A 16,117-nucleotide genomic window follows, 5' to 3' on the forward strand; every position below is an offset into this window, starting at 1 on the left:
GATCGGCGGTCAGGCGAGCAGGAACGGGCGGAAGCCGACGGTCGCCGGCGCGGCGCCGGTGATCGCGAGGCGCTCGGCGCAGCAGGTCGCATGGGCGCCGCGGTCCCGCTCGCTTCGCTGCGATACGGTCGGCATGGAGGCCGGGGGGCATCTGCGGGCCGATGGGGCGGCTGCCTTCGCGCTCGACGCGGATCGCGATGACCAGGACGAGCAGTTCGGGCACGCCGACGCGGAACCAGCCGACCGCATGCCAGCGAGGAAGGCGAGCCCAGGAGCAGCACCGCCGAGAGGCCGGTCAGAATCAGGCGTTCCGCGCTGCGGGGCGGCGGCATGCCAACTCCGTCACCGATTTGCGACCAGGCGATGATGCCGTGTTTCGCGGCTGCCGCCAATGGCGGGCGCTCGTCACGAAAAAGGCCCGCTGCGGAACAGCGGGCCCTGTTACGGCAACGATATCGAGGTTCAGGAGCGTCCGGCGAGCCGGTTCCACCAGCCGCCGCGCTTCGGGCGCGTCGGGTCGGGCTGGGTCAGCACGACCGCGACCGGCTCCTCCGCCGGGGCGGAGGCTGCGGGGGCCTCCGGCTCCGGGGCAGGCGCGGGCTCGGCGGTCGCCGGCTCAGGAGCCGCTGCCGTTGCCGGCGTCTCCGCCGGAGCGGATTCGGCCGGGGCCGGCTCGGCCGCGGGCACGCCGTCCTCGGTGATCGGAACCACCTTCTTGCGCGAGCGGCTGCGCTTCGGCTTTTCGGCCGGGGCGGCTTCGGCGGGGGCCGCGTCGGCCGCAGCGGCCTCGGTCGCCGTGGGAGCCTCGGCGGCCTCCGGAGCCTTGGCCTCTTCGGCCACCTTGACGGCCTTCGGCTTGCGGGCGCGGCTGCGCTTGGGCTTGGCTTCCTCGGCGGGCGGAGCGGCTTCCTCGGCGGCGGCCGGCTCGGCCGCGGCTTCCGGCGCCTCGCTCACAGGGGCCTCGGCAACGGACTCGGCCGCGCCGGCTTCGCTGGCGGCGGGCTCGTCGCCCTCGTCGCCGTCGTCGTCGCTCTCGCCCTCGCCATCCGCGCCTTCGCCCTGCAGGCTCTGGTCGCGCTCGCCGCCGCGCCGCCGGCGCCGCCGGCGCCGGCGGCGGCGGCCGTCGCGGCCTTCGGCGTCGCCGCGCTCGCCCTGGGCGTCGTCCGCGACCGAGACGTTGTCGCCGGCCTCGGCGTCGAGGGCAGCGGCCTCGGCGGCGGCGTCGAGCGCCTCGTCATCGACATCCGAGGCGAGCGCCTCGGCCTTGAAGGGCGAGGGCACGACCCGGGCCTCGTTGCCGACGAACTCGCCGCGCTCGACCTCGAAATAGCGGGTGCCGAGCAGGCTCGCATCGGTCGAGATCGTGATCGTGACGGCGAAGCGGTTCTCCAGATCCGCCAGATGCGCGCGCTTCTGGTTGAGGACGTAGAGCGCGACCTCCGGCCGGGTGCGGACGGTGAGGTTGTGCGAGGCGCTCTTGATCAGCGTCTCCTCCAGCGCCCGCAGGATCTGCAGCGCGACCGACGGCGTCGAGCGGATCATGCCGGCACCGGCGCAGTGCGGGCAGGGCACGGAGGAGCTTTCGAGCACGCCGGTGCGGATGCGCTGGCGCGACATCTCGAGCAGGCCGAAGGCCGAGATGCGGCCGACCTGGATGCGGGCGCGGTCGTCCTTCAGGCACTCCTTCAGCTTCTTCTCGACGGCGCGGTTGTTCCGGTTCTCCTCCATGTCGATGAAATCGATCACGATGAGGCCGGCGAGGTCGCGCAGGCGCAGTTGCCGGGAGATCTCCTCGGCGGCTTCGAGATTGGTCTTGAGGGCCGTGTCCTCGATATTGTGCTCGCGGGTCGAGCGGCCCGAATTGATGTCGATCGCGACCAGCGCCTCGGTCTGGTTGATCACCAGATAGCCGCCGGACTTGAGCGTCACCGTGTTGGAGAACATCGCGTCGAGCTGGCTCTCGACGCCGAAGGCGGCGAAGAGCGGGGTCTGCTCGCGATAGGGCTTCACGCTCTTGGCATGGCTCGGCATGAGCATGCGCATGAAGTCCTTGGCCTCGCGATAGGCCTCCTCGCCGGCGACGTGGATCTCGTCGATGTCCTTGTTGTAGAGGTCGCGGATCGAGCGCTTGACGAGGTTGCCCTCCTCATAGACCAGCGCCGGGGCGACGGACGCCAGCGTCAGCTCGCGCACGCTCTCCCACATCCGCATCAGATATTCGTAGTCGCGCTTGATCTCGACCTTGGTGCGCGAGGCGCCGGCCGTGCGCAGGATGAGGCCCATCCCCTCCGGCACCTCCAGCTCCTGCGCGATCTCCTTCAGGCGCTTGCGGTCGTCGGCATTGGTGATCTTGCGCGAGATCCCGCCGCCCTTGCCGGTATTGGGCATCAGCACCGAATAGCGGCCGGCGAGCGAGAGATAGGTGGTCAGGGCCGCGCCCTTGTTGCCGCGCTCCTCCTTGACGACCTGGACCAGGATGATCTGGCGGCGCTTGATCACCTCCTGGATCTTGTACTGGCGGCGCGACTGGCGGTGCGGGCGCTCGGGCATGTCGTCGAGGGCGTCGCCGCCGCCGAGCTGCTCGGGCTGCTCCTCGTGCTCGTCATGGTCCTCGCCGTTGTCGTCCTCGCCGTCCTCCGAGGGCGCGCGGGCTTCCGACGCCGGCGCGTCGGCGCCGTCCTCGCCGGCAGGCGCGTCCCCGGCCGCGGGCTCGCCGCCTGCGGACGGCTCCGGCGCGGCGACCGTCTCGAAGGTCAGCGGCGCGGCATTCCCGGCGGCTTCCTCGCTTGTCGACTCGGCGACCGCCGGGGCGAAGAACTCGCCGAAGGCGGGAGCGCCCTCATTGACCATGGCGGCTTCCTTGCCGTCGGTCTCGACCCGCTCTCCGGCCGCCTCGCCGGCGACCTCGACCTCGGCCGTGACGGTCTCGTCCACCGCCGCCTTCTTGGCGCGGCTGTCGCGATCGCCGCGACGGCCGCGGCGGCCGCGCTTCTCGCGCCGTTCCTCGTCGCGCTCCTCGTCGCGCTCGGCCCGGGCCTCGTCGTCGAGCAGCGCCTGCCGGTCGGCGACCGGGATCTGGTAGTAGTCGGGGTGGATCTCGGAGAAGGCGAGGAAGCCGTGCCGGTTGCCGCCATATTCGACGAAGGCCGCCTGGAGCGACGGCTCCACGCGGGTCACCTTGGCGAGATAGATATTGCCGCGAAGCGGCTTGCGGCTGGCGGATTCGAAGTCAAATTCCTCGACGCGCGATCCGCGCACCACCACGACCCGGGTCTCTTCCGGGTGGGTGGCATCGATAAGCATTTTGTTGGCCATCAGAAATTTCCATAGGCGCGGCCGCCGGCCGGGCTGGCGAGCTTGCGAAAACAATTCCGCCGCTGCGAACCGAGGCGCCGCTGAAGGGCCGGCGGGAGCCGGCTTGTTGCAGGAGGGAGAAGTCGGTCTGAACAGGAATGCGATTCGGGAGGGCCCAGCGGGCGAAACGCCCGGCGCCATCCCGCAGGTTTGAACGATTCACCGATGATACGTGCGGCGTCGCTTGCCCCGTCATCTGCCCTGACCTGCGGTCCGCCCGTCCTTCGACAGGCGCCCCGCGTTTGCACGCTCGCGAGACAGGACAGGGCGCAGAACTCGCGATCCCGGTCCCGCCCTCTGCGGACGATCCGTTACGGTCGACCTGCTGCCCCCGCCCCGAACGGGCAGAGGCCCAGCCTGCACCGGACGCCGACGGATGGTTCGATCCGGATGTGTCCCGCGGGCAGGCTGAAGGGCAACCACGTTCCATTACAGATAGGTCACAGTGTTTTGCAAGTCACATCGCAGCCGGACCGCGCGCGATGCATGGCGGCGCGGTTCATCGCTTCGCCGCGGCATGGTAACGCCCTGTTAGGAAATCGGATCGCCTATGGTTAAGCATCGGTGACGGCAAGCGGGATTTTTCATCTGTTTTCGCGCATTCGTCAGAGCGGGCAGGGCGCCTTCGCAGCCATGCGCCGGGTCGCGTGTCCCGCCGCATGGCGCCGCGCGGCCGCGGCGGCCGGGCTGTGCGCGGCGCTCGGCGTCCTTCCAGCCCAGGGCGAACCCGGCCGGCCGCAAAGCGAGTTTCCCGTCGCGACCGATGCGCGGATCGAGCAGCAGGGCGAGACGGTCAGGCTGACCATGGCGCTCTCGGCGGTCGTCGCCGTCGACGCCTGGGTGCAGGCCGCGCCCGACCGGGTCATCGTCGAATTGCCTTCGACGAATTTCCAGATCCAGCCCGGCGCCCGCAAGAGCGCCGGCTTCGTCAGCGGCTACCGCTTCGGGCTGTTCACCACGGACAAGGCCCGAATCATCATCGACCTGTCGCAGCCGGCGGCGATCGTGAAGGCCGAGGCGCGGGCGCTGCGCGGCGGCCTCGGCGAACTCGCGATCGAGCTGAGGAAGACCGGGCGCGCCGAATTCCTGGCCGAGGCCAGGGCCCGGAAGGCGAGCGCTCCGGCTCCGGTGGCGGCGCCGGAGCGGCCGCCGGGCGAGGCGCGCCGCACGGTAGTGATCGATCCGGGCCATGGCGGCATCGATCCGGGCACCGTCGTCGCTTCGATCGCCGAGAAGTCGATGGTCCTGGATTTCGGCCTGGCGCTCAAGCAGCAGCTCGAGGCCGGGGGGCGCTACCGCGTGGTGATGACCCGCGACGACGACCGCTTCGTGCCGCTCGCCGAGCGCGTGAAGATCGGGCAGGACGAGAAGGCGGACCTGTTCATCTCGATCCATGCCGATTCGCTGACGCAGGCGCAGGACGTGCGCGGCGCCACCGTCTATACCCGCTCGGAGCGCGCCACCGACGCCGAGGCGGCCAGGCTCGCGGCCAAGGAGAATCAGGCCGACGCGGTGGCCGGGCTGGAGCCCGGCGAGGAGGATCCGGACGTCGCCGGCATCCTGATGGACCTGGCGCGGCGCGAGACGCGCACCTTTTCCGGCGTCTTCGCCCGCAATCTGGTCGACAAGCTGGGAGCCTCGGTGCGGATGCACAAGATCCCGCTGCGCTCGGCTCGGTTCTGGGTCCTGAGCGCGCCGGACGTGCCCTCGGTGCTGATCGAACTCGGCTACATGTCGAGCCCGAAGGACGCGGAACTGTTGACTTCGCCCGAATGGCGCGGAAAAGCGGTGGGCGCCGTCGGGGCGGCGGTCGACGAATATTTTGCCCGCGAGCGCGCCTCGGTCGGGCAGGCGGCCGAGAACCGGCACGCGCAGTAGTTCGCGAGGAAGCGCGGGTTGGCATGGATTGTGGTCGTCAGGCCACGGTTCCGCCATCTCGGTCATGTTATAGCTCCACGTTGCGAAGCGCCCCGATCCGGCGCCCGCCGGATGGAGAAATGGGGTCCGGGACCTGAGATGCGGTTTATCCTGCGAATCTTCGGCTGGCTGTTCGCCGCGGGCGCGATCGCCTTCGTGATCGGCGCCGCCGTGGTCGGCGGCCTGATCTGGCATTACTCGCAGGATCTGCCCGACTACGCCCAGCTCAGGAACTACGAGCCGCCGGTGATGACCCGCGTCCATGCGGGCGACGGCAGCCTGATCGCCGAATATGCGCGCGAGCGCCGCCTCTATCTGCCGATCCAGGCGGTGCCGAAGCTGCTCGTCGACGCCTATATCTCGGCCGAGGACAAGAATTTCTACAAGCATATGGGCGTCGACCCCGAGGGCCTCGTCCGCGCCGCGATCTATAATTTCCGCAACCGCGGCGCCAATCGCCGGCCGCAGGGCGCCTCGACCATCACCCAGCAGGTGGCGAAGAACTTCTTCGTCGGCTCGGAGCAGTCGCTGGAGCGCAAGATCCGCGAGGCGCTGGTCGCGCTGAAGCTCGAATCGACCTATTCGAAGGACAAGATCCTCGAGCTCTATCTCAACGAGATCTATCTCGGCGCGCCGGCGCCGGGGCTCGGCAGCTACGGCATCGCCGCCGCGGCGCTGAACTATTTCGGCAAGTCGGTGCACGAGCTGAACCTGCAGGAGGCGGCCTATCTCGCGGCCCTGCCGAAGGCGCCGAGCGATCTCCAGCCCTTCCGCAACACCGACCGCGCCATCGAGCGGCGCAACTACGTCATCGACCGCATGGTCGAGAACGGCTACGTCAAGCGCGAGGTCGCGGAGGCGGCCAAGAAGCAGCCGCTCGGCGTCAATCCGCGCCAGGTCTCGCCCAACAACATCGCCGCCGGCTATTTCGCCGAGGAGATCCGCCGCGAATTGCAGGACCGCTACGGCGAGAAGAAGCTGCTCGAAGGCGGCCTCTCGGTGCGCGCCACGGTCGACCCCAAGATGCAGCTCATGGCGCGCAAGGCGCTGGTCGACGGGCTGGTGCGCTTCGACGAGGCGCGCGGCTGGCGCGGCGCGATCCAGAAGCTCGACATCGCCGGGCAGGACTGGGGCAAGGTGCTGGGCGAACTGCCGGTGCTGGGCGACGTCGCTCCCTGGCGGCTCGCGGTGGTGCTCGAAACCAGCGGCGACAGCGCCAAGCTCGGCCTGCATCCGCTGCGCGACAATGCCGGCATCCTCAATGCCCGGCGCGACACGATCACCCTGGCCTCCGACGGCATCAAGTGGACCCGGCGCGCCCGCGTCTCGCAGGCGGTCTCGGTCGGCGACGTCGTCTATGTCGAGCCGATCGCCAACCGGCCGGGCTATGCCCGCCTGCGCCAGCTTCCCGAGATCAACGGCGCCATCGTGGTGATGGATCCCTTCTCCGGCCGCGTGCTCGCCATGGTCGGCGGCTTCAGCCACGACCAGTCCGAGTTCAACCGCGCCACCCAGGCGCTGCGCCAGCCGGGTTCGTCGTTCAAGCCCTTCGTCTATTCGACGGCGCTCGACAACGGCTACACCCCGTCGAGCATCATCCTCGACGCGCCGATCGAGATCGATCAGGGCGGCGGGCTCGGCATGTGGCGGCCCGAGAATTTCGGCGGAAAATGGAGCGGCCCGCGCACGCTGCGCTACGGCATCCAGTTCTCGAAGAACCTGATGACCGTGCGCCTCGCCAAGGATGTCGGCATGCCGCTGATCGCGGAATATGCCCGCCGCTTCGGCATCTATGACGATCTCCAGCCGGTGCTGTCGATGTCGCTCGGCGCGGGCGAGACCACCGTGATGCGGATGACCGCCGCCTATTCGATGCTGGTCAACGGCGGCAAGCGCATCCGCCCGACGCTGATCGACCGCATCCAGGACCGCAGCGGCAGCACCATCTTCCGGCACGACCAGCGCGTCTGCGAGGGCTGCAACGCCGATAAATGGGCCAACCAGCCCGAGCCGCGGCTGGTCGACAACCGCGAGCAGGTGATCGATCCGCTGACTGCCTATCAGATGGTCTCGATCCTCGAAGGCGTGGTCAATGCCGGCACGGCGACCGTGGTGAAGTCGGTCGGCAAGCCGCTCGCGGGCAAGACCGGCACCACGAACGACGCCAAGGACGTCTGGTTCTGCGGCTTCTCGCCGGATCTCGCCGTCGGCGTCTATATGGGCTTCGACAAGCCGAAATCGCTCGGCACCTCCGCCACCGCCGGCCAGTATGCCGCGCCGATCTTCCGCGACTTCATGACGGTCGCGCTGAAGGACAAGCCGGCGACCCCGTTCCGCGTGCCCGCCGGCATCAAGCTGATCCGCGTCGATCCCAAGACCGGCATGCGCACCAGCGGCGACGGCGGCATCCTCGAGGCCTTCAAGCCCGGCACCGCGCCGCCCGACAGCTATTCGGTCGTCGGCTCGCCGGGCGACGGCAGCGTCGTTCCCGGCGCGGGCGCCGGCGGCCGCGCCATCGGCTCGGGCACCGGCGGCCTCTACTGAGCTCGTGGCGCCGGCCGTTCGCGGCCGGCTTGCCGTGATGAGGCCGCGATTTCCGCTGGCGGCGATCCGTCCGGCCGGGCCTCTTGATGTCACAGGGAAACATGCGCTCGTCCGGGCGCGCTCCGGGAAACCGGGCCGGAGCGCTTCGGGCCCGGAGCCCGGATTTCCGCGGCGCTCATCCTCGTGCCGTCCGCGGTTCGCAGCCACGGGCTGCCTCCGCGATGACCGCGCATGTCCATGAAAGCGAAACGCTCCCCGAGGGCAGGGCGACCGTTCGGTCCGGCTCCCCGGGCCGATTCCGCACGGATCGCGCCGGGCCGGGGGAGGCCGCCGCGGCGCACGGGAACGCGCGCGAGGCATACGCGAAACGCGACCCTTCATCCCGCAGTGCAATGAAGCCTTGACACAAGGGAGCGTTTCCAACACTCGTGCTGCTCGCAAGTCGCTGAAAACGTACGCTTTTTTTATTTATTCCAATGTGAGGCTGCAAGCTCCCGCTGCACACGCCGATGGATAGTCGACGAGAACGTGCAAGCGATCCCTGTCTCAGGCGGCGGGCCGGGAGGAGCGGCGACCGAGCGATGGACGTAGGACTGGTCATGACAAAGCTGTTCCGTTCGGTGTTCCTCGCAGCGAGCCTGCTGCTGCCGCCGGCCTCGGCCGTGCTGGCCCAGGCGCCCGATCAGCCGCAGCAGGCCGCTCCCTCGACCGCCCAGCCGACGCCGTCGCCGGCTCCGGCGCCCGCCGCACCGGCGGGGCAGCCGGCCCTGCCGACGGAGCCGCTGCCGCCGGCCGCGCCGCAGATGGGGATCGCGCCGCCGAGCGCGGCCCATCCCGCGCTCCCGCCGGCCGATGCGCCCGCCGCTCCGGCGGCGGCGAATCCTCCCGCAGCCGCGACCCTGCCGCACGACCTGTCGCCCTGGGGCATGTTCATGGCGGCCGACATCGTCGTGAAGGCCGTGATGATCGGCCTCGCCTTCGCCTCGCTGGTGACCTGGACGATCTGGCTCGCCAAGGCGCTCGAACTCGCCGCCGCCAAGACCGGCGCGCGGCGCGCGCTGCGGCGGATCGAGGCGGCGGACAGCCTCGGCGAGGCCGCCCGGACCGTTTCGGGCAAGGACGGCAAGCTGCGCGGCGCGATCGGCGCGCTGCTCGCCGCGGCCCAGGACGAGACGCGCCGCTCGGCCGATCTCGGCGAGGACGGCACCAAGGAGCGCACCGCGATCGCGCTCTCCCGGATCGAGGCGCGGGCCGGCCGCAACATGGCGCGCGGCACCGGCCTGCTGGCGACGATCGGCTCCACCGCGCCCTTCGTCGGCCTGTTCGGCACGGTCTGGGGCATCATGAATTCCTTCATCGGCATCAGCCAGTCGAAGACCACCAACCTCGCCGTGGTCGCGCCGGGCATCGCCGAGGCGCTGCTGGCGACGGCGATCGGCCTGGTCGCGGCCATCCCCGCCGTCATCATCTACAACGTCTTCGCCCGTGCCATCACCGGCTACCGCGCGATGCTGTCGGACGCGTCGGGCGAGATCCTGCGCCATCTCTCGCGCGATCTGGAGCGGCGCAGCCGCGCCGCCGCCGCGCCGGCGCGCGCGCCGCTGCAGGCCGTCCAGCCGGCCGCGGCGATGCCCCGCATGCCGGCGGAGTGAATCATGGCCGTTTCGCTCAAGGATCCGCAGGACGGCGATCTCGGCGAAGTCGCGGACATCAACGTCACACCCTTCATCGACGTCATCCTGGTGCTGCTGATCATCTTCATGGTGGCGGCGCCGCTCTCGACCGTGGACGTCGCGGTCGACCTGCCGGTGTCGAACGCCCAGCCGCAGCCGCGACCCGAGACGCCGGTCTTCCTGACCGTCAAGGGCGATCTCTCGCTGGCGCTCGGCAACGACGCGGTGCCGCGCGAGGCGCTGCAGGCGACGCTGGACCAGCGCACCAGCAATGACCGCGAGCAGCGCATCTTCCTGCGCGCCGACGGCGCCGTGGCCTATCGCGAGCTGATGGAGGTGATGAACCTGCTGCGCAAGGCCGGTTATCTCAAGATCGCGCTGGTCGGCCTCGAAGACACCGGGCAGGGCGCTCCGGCGGCCGGGCCATGAGTCTGCAACGCTCCTCCCAGCCGCGCTTCTGGCCGGCCGCCCTGCGCTGGAGCGCGGCTGCCCTGGTGGTCGCCGGAGCCCATGGCGCGGCCGGCTGGGCGGTGGCGACCTGGCAGCGCGCCGAGGCTGCGGCCGGCGCGCCGCCCGCGGCCGTGATGATCGAGCTCGCCCCGCTCGCGGTGGCGCCGGAGACGCCGCCGCAGGAGATCGCGCCCGGACCGCAGATGGTCGAATCCGAGCCCGAGCCGCCGCCGCCAGAGCCGGTCGAGACACCCAAGGAGCCCGAGCCGCCGCCGGAGGAGCCGGAGCCTGTCGCGCAGCCGGAGCCGGAGATCAAGATCCCCGAGCTGCCGCCGCTGCCGGATCCGGCGGCCGTGCTGTCGCCGCCGCCGAAGCAGGAGCCGCCACCACCGCCGAAGGAGGTGAAGCGCAAGCCGCCGCCGAAGCCGAAGGTGGTCCAGCGCAGGAAGCCGGTGAATCCCGACAAGCCCCGGTCCGAGCAGAATTCGGCGCCGACCGCGCAGGCGCAGATCGCGCCGCGCGCCGCCGCTCCGGCCTCCGGCGCGTCCTCCGCCTCGCCGGCGGCGACCGCGAGCTGGCGCGGCACGCTGATCGCCCATCTCAACCGCTTCAAGCGCTTCCCGACCGGGGCGAACCCGGGCACGGTCCAGGTCGCCTTCAGCATCGACCGCGGCGGGCGCGTGCTGTCGGCGCGCCTCGTGCGCGGCTCGGGCGACGCGGCTCTCGACCAGGAGGCGGTCGCGATGATCCGCCGGGCGAGCCCGGTTCCGCCGCCGCCCGACGGACTCGGCGGCGGCTCGATCTCGCTCTCCGTTCCGATCAGATTCTCGCGATAGGGATCGTCCGGGATTGAACCGGCGGCGTTTCCGGCGGTTAATCCCGGCAGTCGCAGAGAGGAGATTTGCGATGACCGTATCGAAACTGGCCGCCGGGCTGCTGCTGGCGCTCCTGTGCAGCGGCTGCGTCACGATGGAGGAGCGAAGGGCGGCCGACGAGGCGCGCTGCCGCTCCTACGGCTTCCGGGTCGGCAGCGAGGGATTCGCCAACTGCCTGCTGCAGGTCGACCTCGATCGTTCGGCCGACCGGCGCTACCAGTTCGACCGCTTCGACGCAGGTTTCGGCGGCCCCTGGTACGGCTGGCGGCGCTGGTAGCGGCCGCGCCGCGACTGGCGGCGGACCTCCAGACAGAAAAAAGGGCCGCGCGGAGCGCAGCCCAAGTCTAGGGAGGAAACGCCCAAGGAGGGCGGCGCAACATCTCTGCTGCGCTGCATCCTAAATAGGAGGGCCACCCGCCTCCCGCAAGGGCAAAAGGGTAGCATTGCTGACTTATTTTTGACCCGATGAAGATCGCTGAAAAATCAACGCATTGACCATCGATACCGGCCGCGCGGTCTCGGTTCGGCGGTGTTTTTCCGCTGCGGCCGGAGCCCCGGGCCTGGCTCTGCCGGCAGGCGGCGAGACGGGGCGCAGGAGCGAATCCCGCGCTCCGCTCGCGCATGGCTGCGGGCGCCGATCAGCCCAGAGACATCGTCAGCGGCGGCTTGACCTCGGGCGGCAGCGGCGAGGTGTAGCCTTCCTTGCCGAGGCGGGCCTTGTGATCGGCCTTGGCGGCCGCCATCAGCGCCGGATCGCTCAGCACGGCGGCGCCGGTCGCGGCCATCGCCTTGGCGACATGGACCATCGCCTTGTGCGCGGCCGGCGCCTTGCCCTGCGCCACCACCTGCCAGGTGTGGAAGGGCGTGCCGAGCGCGACGGTCGGCGCGTGAGCCTGCACGGTCGGCACGGCCCAGCTCACATCGCCGATATCGGTCGAGCCGATCGCCGGGTTGCGCTTCGCGTCGCGCGGGACGAGGAAGTCGGCGAGCGGTGCGCCGGTATCCGGCATGCCGATGGTGCGCCAGATCGCGGCGATGTCCTGCGGCGAGAGGGTGGCGCGGATCTTCTCGGCGAAGGCCTTGTCGGCATCGTCGAAATGCGGCGGGCCGAGCTCCTCCATCACCTTGTGCATCGTCTCTTCGAGCGGCGTGTTGGCGAGGAGGTCGGAGACGGCGCTGACGATGCGCATCTCCATCTTGGTTTCCGTCATCAGCGCGGCGCCTTCGGCGATCTTCTTCACGCGCTGGACGAGCTCCAGCATGCCGCGCAGGTCGCGGGCGCGGATCGAGTAACGCACGCGCGCATGGGCCTGCACGACGTTGGGCGCGATGCCGCCGGTGTCGAGCAGCGCGTAGTGCACGCGCGCGTCGCTCGGCATGTGCTCGCGCATGTAGTTGACGCCGACATTCATCAATTCGACGGCGTCGAGCGCCGAGCGGCCGAGATGCGGCGCGGCGGCGGCATGCGAGGCGCGGCCGGTGAAGACGAAATCGGCGCGGGTGTTGGCGAGGGCGAGGGCCGGCGCCACCTCCCAGAAGCTCGACGGATGCCAGGAGATCGCGATATCGGCGTCGTCGAAGGCGCCGGCGCGGACCATGAAGGCTTTTGCCGCGCCGCCTTCCTCGGCCGGGCAGCCATAATAGCGCACGCGGCCGGGGATCTTGTTCTCGACGAGCCAGTCCTTCATCGCGACCGCGGCGAGCATGGCGGCGGAGCCGAGCAGGTTGTGGCCGCAGCCATGGCCGTGGCCGCCGGCCTCGATCTCCTTGTGCTCGGCGATTCCGGCCTCCTGCGACAGGCCGGGCAGGGCGTCGTATTCGCCAAGGAAGGCGATGACCGGGCCGCCTTCGCCGGCCTCGCCGATCACGGCGGTCGGGATGTCGGCGACGTTCTCGGTGACGCGGAAGCCCTGATGCTTCAATTCGGCGATATGCTCGGCGACGGAGCGCTTCTCGGTATAGCAGACCTCGGGCATGCCCCAGACCCGGTCGGAGAGCGCGATCAGCCGCTCCTTGTTCGCGTCGACATGCCGCCAGAGATCGTTTCGATTGTCCATGATCGTTCCGCCTTGATGAAGGCGGCATATGAGCAAGGCTTCCTGTCATAGTCCAGACGCCCTGCGCATGGCGGAACGGCGCTTTCGCCGTCATTCCGGGGCGATCCGCAGGATCGAGCCCGGAACCCAGACCCGATGCCCTGCTGCGCGAAGGCGGGTCCGATCGGGGCAAGTCTCGATGGGCCGCATCGGTTCCGGGTTCCGGGCCCATGGCTTCGCCATGTCCCGGAATGACGACGAGGTGAAAGCCATCGGTCGGCCGAAGCCGTCCTGCGCAGTCAGCCCTTTCCCCGTGCCGGCGTCGCGGCGGCGAAATCGCTCAGAATCGGGCAGTCGGGCCGGTGGTCGCCATGGCAATGCGCGGCGAGGTGCCGGAGCGTGTCGGCCATCGCCTTGAGCGCGGCCGCCTTCGCCTCGAGCTCGTTGATATGGGCCATGGCGAGCTTCTTCACATCGGCGCTGGCGCGGCCGCGATCCCGCCAGAGCGCCAGCAATGCGCGGGTCTCCTCCAGCGAGAAGCCGAGGTCGCGGGCGCGCCGGACGAAGCGCAGCGTATGCACGTCGTCATCGGCATAGACCCGGTACTGCGCCGCGCTCCGCGACGGCGGCTCGATCAATCCGATGCTCTCATAGTAGCGGATCATCTTGGCGCTGACGCCCGAGCGGGCCGAGGCTTCGCCGATGTTCATCGTCACGTCTCCACCTTGAAGCGCCTGAGCCGCAGCGCATTGGCGAGCACGCTGACGCTCGACAGCGCCATGGCGAGCCCGGCGAAGACCGGCGAGAGCAGCACGCCCCAGAGCGGATAGAGCAGGCCGGCCGCGACCGGGATCAGGATGGCGTTGTAGCCGAAGGCCCAGGCGAGATTCTGGCGGATATTGGCGATCGTCGCCTTGGAGAGCGCGATCGCGCGCGGTACCCCCATGACGTCGCCCGACATCAGCACGACATCGGCGCTCTCGATGGCGATGTCGGTGCCGGTGCCGATGGCGATGCCGACATCGGCCTGGGCGAGGGCGGGGGCGTCGTTGATGCCGTCGCCGACGAAGGCGACCCGGGCGCCGTCCTTCTGGAGGCCCTTGACGACCTCGGCCTTGTCGGTCGGCAGCACCTCGGCGCGGATCTCGTCGATGCCGAGCTGGCGGGCCACGGCTTCGGCGGTGCGCCGATCGTCCCCCGTCACCATCGCGACCTTGAGGCCGAGCTCGTGCAGCGTCCTGATCGCGGCCGGCGTCGTCTCTTTGACCGCGTCGGCGACGGCGATGACGGCGGCGAGCCTGCCGTTGATCGCTGCGTAGAGCGGTGTCTTGCCGGCCTCGGCCAGCGCCTGCGCCCGGCCGGTGAAAGCGGAAACGTCGATGCCGTCCTGCTCCAGCAGCCTGTGGCCACCGATGGCGACCTTCCTGCCTTCGACCGTCGCGGTGACGCCGCGGCCGGCATCGCTGGCGAAATCCGCCGGCTCGGCGAGCGCGAGGCCGCGCTCCTTCGCCGCCGCGACGATGGCCAGCCCCAGCGGGTGCTCGGAGCGGTTCTCGGCCGAGGCGATCAGGCGCAGCACCGCGTTCGCCTCGAAGCCCGTGGCCGGCTCGATATCGGTCAATTCCGGCTTGCCCCGGGTCAGGGTGCCGGTCTTGTCGAGCGCCACGATCGCGACGTCCCGCAGAGCCTGCAAGGCGTCGCCCTGCCGGAACAGGATGCCGAGCTCGGCGCCGCGGCCGGTGCCGACCATGATCGAGGTTGGCGTCGCGAGCCCCATGGCGCAGGGGCAGGCGATGATCAGCACCGCGACGGCATTGACCAGCGCAAAGGACAGGGCCGGGCTTGGGCCGAAGAACAGCCAGACGAGGAAGGTCACGAGCGCCACGCCCATCACCGCCGGCACGAACCAGAGCGTGATCCGGTCGACCGCGGCCTGGATCGGCAGCTTGGCGCCCTGCGCCTCCTGCACGGTGCGCACGATCTGGGCGAGCAGCGTGTCGGAACCGACCTTGCGGGCGGTGAAGCGCAGCGCGCCGGAGCCGTTGACCGTGCCGCCGGTGACGAGGCTGCCGGCTTCCTTGCGGACGGGAGCGGGCTCGCCGGTGATCATCGATTCGTCGACGAAGGAGGAGCCTTCCGTGACCTCGCCGTCGACCGGCACGCGCTCGCCCGGCCGCAGGATCACGCTGTCGCCGGGGCGGACCTCCTCGACCGGGATATCGCTCTCGCGGCCCTCGCGCAGCACGCGGGCGGTCTTGGGCTGGAGTGCGATCAGGCTGCGGATCGCGGCGCCGGTGCGGCCCTTGGCGCGGGCCTCGAACCAGCGGCCGAGCAGGATCAGCGTGACGATGACCGCGCCCGATTCGAAATAGGTCAGCGCCGTTCCTTCCGGCAGCAGGCCGGGGAGGAAGGTCGCGGCGCTGGAATAGAGCCAGGCCGCGCCGGCGCCGAGCATGACCAGCGTGTTCATGTCGGGGGCGCCGCGCAGCAGCGCCGGCAAGCCCTTGCGCAGGAAGACCAGCCCCGGCCCGAACAGGACGATGGTGGCGAGGACGAAGGAGAGGATGCGCAGATTCCCGTCGCCGAAGGTGCCGGAGAGCCAGTGGTGCAGGGCCGGCACCATATGGCCGCCCATCTCGATCACCAGCAGCGGGATCGTCAGCGCGCCGGCGAGGAGGACCGAGCGCCGCAATTGCGCCTGCTCCTGCGCCTTCGCCATCGCCATATGGTCGTGATGGCCGGCCGCGTCGCCGTCATCGGACTTGAGCGGGCTCGCCTCGTAGCCGGCTTTCTCGACCGCCTCGACGAGCGCGGGAATGAGATCGCCGCCGGTCAGCGCCTTCACGCTGGCGCGCTCGGTGGCGAGATTGACGGTGGCGTCGACCACGCCCGGCACGGCGCGCAATGCCTTCTCGACATGGCCGACGCAGGAGGCGCAGTTCATGCCGTCGACGGAAAGCTCGATGGTCTGCTCGGCCGGCTGGTAGCCGGCTTGGCGCACCGCTTCCTCGACGCGCTTCAGCACGTCGCCGCGCCTGTCGCCATCATTGGCGAAGGTCAGATGCGCCCGCTCCGTGGCGAGATTGACCGCAACGGACTCGACGCCGGGAACCGCCGCGATGGCGCGCTCGACCCGGCCGACGCAGCTCGCGCAGGACATGCCCTCGATGCCCATGTCGAGCGTCGCCAGCTCGTCCTTCGTCTTGTCGCCGACCGTCATCGCCGTCTCCTTCATCGTGATGACGGTTCATATGGGGCTTCCCATCAT

The 16,117-nt window shown here is 70.2% G+C and carries 11 protein-coding genes; 6 read left to right on the top strand and 5 right to left on the bottom strand.

What is annotated here, in order from left to right; translation table 11 throughout:
* Nucleotides 1–9 precede the first annotated feature (9 nt).
* Together ACWH43_RS11335 and ACWH43_RS11340 are read right to left on the bottom strand one after the other, a co-directional pair.
* The gene (locus ACWH43_RS11335; RefSeq protein WP_260349762.1) at nucleotides 10–135 is read right to left on the bottom strand and encodes a hypothetical protein; all 126 of its coding nucleotides are present in this window, start codon (nucleotides 133–135) and stop codon (nucleotides 10–12) included.
* 327 nt (nucleotides 136–462) lie between these two features.
* Entirely contained in the window at nucleotides 463–3,315 is a 2,853-nt protein-coding gene (locus tag ACWH43_RS11340; RefSeq protein WP_158471850.1) for a ribonuclease E/G, read from the bottom strand.
* A gap of 672 nt (nucleotides 3,316–3,987) precedes the next feature.
* On the opposite strand from ACWH43_RS11340, the gene ACWH43_RS11345 reads away from it, so the two are divergent.
* The 6 genes from ACWH43_RS11345 (at nucleotide 3,988) to ACWH43_RS11370 (ending at nucleotide 11,090) form a co-directional block, all read left to right on the top strand.
* Complete coding sequence (locus ACWH43_RS11345; protein ID WP_260349615.1) at nucleotides 3,988–5,232, top strand: N-acetylmuramoyl-L-alanine amidase; 1,245 nt, start codon at nucleotides 3,988–3,990, stop codon at nucleotides 5,230–5,232.
* A gap of 138 nt (nucleotides 5,233–5,370) precedes the next feature.
* Entirely contained in the window at nucleotides 5,371–7,815 is a 2,445-nt protein-coding gene (locus tag ACWH43_RS11350; protein WP_158446094.1) for a penicillin-binding protein 1A, read from the top strand.
* 599 nt (nucleotides 7,816–8,414) lie between these two features.
* Complete coding sequence (gene exbB / locus ACWH43_RS11355; protein WP_158448052.1) at nucleotides 8,415–9,467, top strand: tonB-system energizer ExbB; 1,053 nt, start codon at nucleotides 8,415–8,417, stop codon at nucleotides 9,465–9,467.
* Nucleotides 9,468–9,470: 3 nt separating this feature from the next.
* A complete protein-coding gene (gene exbD / locus ACWH43_RS11360) occupies nucleotides 9,471–9,917 on the top strand; it encodes a TonB system transport protein ExbD (protein ID WP_158445377.1) in 447 nt (148 codons plus the stop codon).
* A complete protein-coding gene (locus ACWH43_RS11365; RefSeq protein WP_260349616.1) occupies nucleotides 9,914–10,774 on the top strand; it encodes an energy transducer TonB in 861 nt (286 codons plus the stop codon). Before exbD ends, ACWH43_RS11365 begins: the two co-directional genes overlap by 4 nt.
* A 70-nt stretch (nucleotides 10,775–10,844) precedes the next feature.
* A complete protein-coding gene (locus ACWH43_RS11370) occupies nucleotides 10,845–11,090 on the top strand; it encodes a hypothetical protein (protein WP_158445379.1) in 246 nt (81 codons plus the stop codon).
* A gap of 361 nt (nucleotides 11,091–11,451) precedes the next feature.
* Here the strand turns inward: ACWH43_RS11370 and ACWH43_RS11375 are convergent, their stop codons facing one another.
* From ACWH43_RS11375 to ACWH43_RS11385, 3 genes are all read right to left on the bottom strand, one after another.
* A complete protein-coding gene (locus ACWH43_RS11375; protein ID WP_158445380.1) occupies nucleotides 11,452–12,870 on the bottom strand; it encodes a M20 family metallopeptidase in 1,419 nt (472 codons plus the stop codon).
* Nucleotides 12,871–13,148: 278 nt separating this feature from the next.
* Complete coding sequence (gene cueR, locus ACWH43_RS11380; protein WP_158445394.1) at nucleotides 13,149–13,559, bottom strand: Cu(I)-responsive transcriptional regulator; 411 nt, start codon at nucleotides 13,557–13,559, stop codon at nucleotides 13,149–13,151.
* 2 nt (nucleotides 13,560–13,561) lie between these two features.
* Nucleotides 13,562–16,069, bottom strand: a complete 2,508-nt coding sequence (locus ACWH43_RS11385; RefSeq protein WP_158445381.1) for a heavy metal translocating P-type ATPase — start codon at nucleotides 16,067–16,069, stop codon at nucleotides 13,562–13,564.
* Nucleotides 16,070–16,117 lie beyond the last annotated feature (48 nt).

The sequence above is a fragment of the Allobosea minatitlanensis genome (assembly GCF_964020775.1).